At 71.1% G+C, this 3200-nt stretch carries 5 protein-coding genes; all 5 read left to right on the top strand.

Translation table 11 applies throughout. The features are described 5' to 3' along the window. On the top strand, positions 1-344 hold a 344-nt coding region (locus GTP90_RS35160), incomplete at its 5' end, for a glycosyltransferase (protein WP_161087852.1). After that, positions 331-1041, top strand: a complete 711-nt coding sequence (locus tag GTP90_RS35155; protein WP_161087851.1) for a hypothetical protein — start codon at positions 331-333, stop codon at positions 1039-1041. The genes GTP90_RS35160 and GTP90_RS35155, both read left to right, overlap by 14 nt. 13 nt (positions 1042-1054) lie before the next feature. Beyond that, positions 1055-1762, top strand: coding sequence for a hypothetical protein (locus GTP90_RS35150; protein WP_161087850.1), 708 nt, complete (start codon positions 1055-1057; stop codon positions 1760-1762). Next, positions 1759-2535 carry a polysaccharide deacetylase family protein gene (locus GTP90_RS35145; protein WP_161087849.1) on the top strand — a complete coding sequence of 259 codons (777 nt, stop codon included), beginning with the start codon at positions 1759-1761 and terminating at the stop codon, positions 2533-2535. The genes GTP90_RS35150 and GTP90_RS35145 overlap by 4 nt, the downstream gene beginning before the upstream one ends. A 15-nt stretch (positions 2536-2550) precedes the next feature. Beyond that, a partial coding sequence (locus tag GTP90_RS35140) for a glycosyltransferase (RefSeq protein WP_161087848.1) occupies positions 2551-3200 on the top strand: 650 nt, incomplete at its 3' end.

Genomic DNA, 3200 nt, shown 5'->3' with positions numbered 1-3200 from the left:
GCGTGGCCGCGCTGATGGCCGCCTCGCGCGCCGGCCTGGTCACGCTGCTGCCGGCCGCCAACCACCTGGACGCGCTGCCAGTCAAGCTGTTCGAATACATGGCGGCCGGCATCGCCGTGATCGCCTCGGACTTCCCGCTGTGGCGCCGCATTGTCGACGACGCCGGCTGCGGCCTGTGCGTCGATCCGCGCGACCCGGCCGCCATCGCCGCCGCCATCGACCGCCTCGCCGCCGAGCCCGAACTGGCGCGCCGCATGGGCCAGAACGGCCGCGCCGCCGTGCTGGCGCGCTACCACTGGCGCGGCGAAGCCGAGCAACTACTGCGCTACTATGAAAACCTCTGACCGCCTCCACGCCCTGCCCGCCCAGCTGCGGCTGGTCGCCGACGTGCTGCGCCTGCCGCGCGCGCGGCTGCGCTTCGAGCGCGCCGTCAATCCCGAACTGGTCGAGCGCACCCACGCGCTGTTCACCAGCCCGCATCCGCGCTGCAAGCTGGTGCGCTTCAAGTCGCTCGGCGTCGCCCTGCTCGACCTGCGCGCCTACCGCGACAGCGCCGCCTACCTGCAGGCGGTCGGCCGCAAGGACTACGCCGGCTACCAGAGCCGGCGCGCCCGCGCGCACGGCTACCGCGTGGCCGAGATCGACCGCAACCACTACGTGGACGACATCCACCGCATCAACACCTCGCTGGCGCAGCGCCAGGGCCGGCCGATGGATCCGGCCTACGCCGCCCGCGCCGAGCACTTCGTCGCGGTTGACGGCTTCCGCTACTACGGCGTGCTCGACAAGGACGGCCGGCTGGCCGCGTACTGCGACCTCGGCATCTACGGCGACTTCGCCGCCACCGACCACCTGCTGGGCTACAAGACCAGCGACGGCCTGATGTACCTGCTGCTGGCCGACATCGCCTGCCGCCTGATCGACGAAGGCCAGCTGAACTACCTGATGTACGACACCTACCTGGGGGCCCTGCCGGGCCTGCGGGAGTTCAAGAAAAAGCTGGGCTTCGCGCCCTACCGCGTCCGTTATTCCATTTATTGAGGGAGATGCCGGCATGATCGCCACGCTTACTCGTCCGTTCCGCCTGTTGCTGGACGTCGCCCGCCTGCCTGTGGCGAGCCTGACCTTCGACCCACGCCTGCATCCAGCCGACGTGCTCGACACGCACCGCCGCTTCACGCGGCCGCATCCGAAATACAAGCTGTTCGGCCACAAGCAGCTGGGCGTGGCGCTGATCGACCTGCGCCGCCACCCGACGCCGGCCGCCTACCTGGCCAGCATCACCGGGCGCGGCGGCGGCGCCAGCTACGCCGGCAAGGCCAGGCGGCGCGGCTACACGCTGGCGCGCATCGACCGCAACGAGCACATCGACGCCATCCACGCCATCAACACCAGCAGCGCCAACCGCCAGGGCCGGCCGATGGACGCCGGCTACCAGCACAAGCCGCCGCGCTATGAAGCGCTGAGCCATTTCCGCTACTACGGCGTGTTCAGCAAGGACGGCCGGCTGACCGCCTACTGCAACGTCGGCCACTACGGCAACTTCGCCGCCTTCTCGCAGCTGCTGGGCTACCGCAACAACGACGGCGCCATGCACCTGATGGTGACCGACATCGTGGTCGAGCTGCTGCAGGACCTGCAGGCCGGCCACGGCCCGCACTACCTGATGTACGACACCTTCTTCGGCGCCCGGCCCGGTCTGCGCCAGTTCAAGACCATGCTGGGTTTCGCCCCCTACCGCGCACGGTACACGCTGCTATGAACACCATCCTGCGCCGCCTCTACAGCGACTACCTGATGCCGTCGCGGCTGCACCACTACGCCGCGCTGCTGCAGCAGGCCAGCCAGGCCGGCTACCGCCAGACCTCGGTGCGCGGCTGGCTGGCCGCGCTGCAGTCGGGCGCGCCCGACAGCCCGGTGCTGGTGCACCGCCACGACATCGACACCGACCTGCGCACCGCGCGCGCGCTGTTCGCGCTGGAGCAGCAGCACGGCGTGCACGCCAGCTACTACTTCCGCCTGTCGACGCTGGACTTCGGCCTGATGCGCGACATCGAACGCTACGGCAGCGAGGCCAGCTACCACTACGAGGAGGTGGCCACCTACGCCAAGCGCGCCCACCTCAAGCAGGCCGACGCCGTGCGCGCCCGCCTGCCCGAGATCCGCGCCGAGTTCGAGCGCAACTTCCGCCGCATCGAGGCCGGCCTGGGCGGCAAGATGTCCACCGTCGCCAGCCACGGCGACTTCGCCAACCGCCGGCTCGGCATGGTCAACTGCGAGCTGCTGGACGACCCCGCGCTGCGCGCCCGCTGCGGCATCGCCTGCGAATGCTACGACCCGGCGCTGCTGGCCAGCTTCGACCTGTACATCAGCGACCGCCCGGCGCCGCAGTACTTTTATCCGCAGCCGCCGCAGCAGGCGCTGGGCCGCCACCGCCGCATCTGCCTGCTGACCCACCCGGCCCAATGGCGCACCAACTGGGCCGCCAGCAGCCGCCACAACCTGCTGCGCCTGGTCGAGGCGTGGCGCTGGTAACGCCAGGGAGCGACCATGAACATCCTGCTGATCAACCACTACGCCGGCTCGGTCCGCCACGGCATGGAATACCGGCCGTATTTCCTGGCGCGCGAATGGGTGCGCGCCGGCCACCGCGTGCGCATCGTGGCCGCCGCCCACAGCCACCTGCGCAACCGCGCGCCGCAGCTGGGCGGGCAGGCCGTGCTGGACGAGACCATCGACGGCATCGCCTACCGCTGGCACGCGGCGCCCACCTACCACGGCAACGGTGTGGCACGCGCGGCCAACATGGCCGCCTTCGTGGCCGCGCTGTACCGCGGCGCCCGGCCGCTGGCGCGCGCCGACCGGCCCGACCTGGTGATCGCCTCCAGCACCTACCCGGCCGACATCTGGCCGGCGCGCCGCATCGCCCGCCTGGCCGGCGCCCGCCTGGCGTTCGAGGTGCACGACCTGTGGCCGCTGTCGCCGATGCTGCTGGGCGGCATGTCGCGCTGGCATCCCTTCATCCTGCTGATGCAGGCCGCCGAGGACTACGCCTACCGCCACGCCGACACCGTGATCTCGCTGCTGCCCAACGCGGCGGCGCACATGGCCGCGCGCGGGATGGCGCCGCACAAGCTGCACGTGGTGCCCAACGGCGTCGACCCGGACGAATGGCAGTGCCGGCTGGCGCCGCTGCCGGC

The organism is Duganella vulcania (assembly GCF_009857655.1).
In the GTDB taxonomy this organism is placed as follows: Bacteria; Pseudomonadota; Gammaproteobacteria; order Burkholderiales; family Burkholderiaceae_D; genus Rugamonas; species Rugamonas vulcania.
This window is presented reverse-complemented; position numbering and strand designations above follow the sequence as displayed.

Bases quoted from the DNA above. Each gene is read 5' to 3' on its own strand.
- GTP90_RS35155 (WP_161087851.1), top strand. From the start codon at position 331: ATGAAAACCTCTGACCGCCTCCACGCCCTGCCCGCCCAGCTGCGGCTG.
- GTP90_RS35150 (WP_161087850.1), top strand. From the start codon at position 1,055: ATGATCGCCACGCTTACTCGTCCGTTCCGCCTGTTGCTGGACGTCGCC.
- GTP90_RS35145 (WP_161087849.1), top strand. From the start codon at position 1,759: ATGAACACCATCCTGCGCCGCCTCTACAGCGACTACCTGATGCCGTCG.